The 294-nt window shown below is 32.7% G+C and carries 1 protein-coding gene; it reads left to right on the forward strand.

Translation table 11 applies throughout. From position 1 onward, the window contains the following. The coding region (locus tag PZE06_RS28430; protein ID WP_275792460.1) for a DUF6123 family protein at positions 1 to 262 on the forward strand (262 nt) is incomplete at its 5' end. Positions 263 to 294: the final 32 nt, after the last annotated feature.

Raw genomic sequence — 294 nt, forward strand, 5'->3', positions numbered from 1 at the left:
CTTAGAAGATTATTTACAGTTGTTAAGTAGTAAAGGTTTTCAATTTGGTGAAGATGCAATCGGCTTTATTTATATTGGGAAGCAGTATACCAATGCGTCTGATGAACTTGCTCGAACAGCGCTAGAGTTAACATTAAAAGCTCAAAAAACATTTGATGGTAGCTTATATATATCATTATTGGAGCTATTAATGTCAAATCAAATTACATCGAGAAACGAAGCAATAAAGTTTATTAAAGAACATAATATATTAGATGTTTAAGGCACGCTCTCGTGGGCGTGTCTTGAATATTG

Origin of the sequence: Robertmurraya sp. DFI.2.37 (assembly GCF_029211245.1) — a bacterium.
GTDB lineage: Bacteria > Bacillota > Bacilli > Bacillales > Cytobacillaceae > Robertmurraya > Robertmurraya methanolica_A.